The sequence below is a fragment of the Bradyrhizobium sp. Leo170 genome, from assembly GCF_004296405.1.
GTDB lineage: Bacteria > Pseudomonadota > Alphaproteobacteria > Rhizobiales > Xanthobacteraceae > Bradyrhizobium.
In genome coordinates this window covers 1-450 of sequence record NZ_PSRR01000878.1, presented here as the reverse complement: position 1 = coordinate 450, position 450 = coordinate 1, and the positions used below count along the sequence as shown (strand labels likewise).

Sequence of the window (450 nt, the reverse complement as noted above, 5' to 3'; positions counted from 1 at the left end):
CACGTAGGTCCAGAGCCGACCGGTCCGGGTCTTGCCCTTGGCCAGGACTGGCACCGTGGTGTCATCCGCGTGGATGCGCTCGGCTGCGAAGACGTGGCTCCGGATCACATCGACCAAAGGCATCAGGGTTGCCGCGGAGGCACCTACCCAGTCCGCGAGCGTCGATACGTCGAGATCGATGCCTTCACGCTGGTAGACGTCGCTCTGACGATGAAGCGGCAGGTGCAGGCCGTACTTGGCGAACAGAACATGGGCAAGCAGCTTGGGCCCTGCACGACCGCGCGCAATCGGATGCGAGGGAGCCGGCGGCTGGGTGATCGCTTCGCAGGCCCGGCAGACGAGCTTCTCGCGCACGTGCTGGATCACCTTCCACTGGCGCGGAACGAGCTCCAGCGTCTCGGTCACGTCCTCGCCAATCTTGCGCAATCGGCTGTCGCCGCAGCATGGGCA

Annotated in this window: 1 protein-coding gene; it reads right to left on the bottom strand. The window is 65.6% G+C overall.

The window, feature by feature from the left end:
* A partial coding sequence (tnpC, locus tag CWO89_RS45195) for an IS66 family transposase (protein ID WP_130584484.1) occupies positions 1-450 on the bottom strand: 450 nt, incomplete at both ends.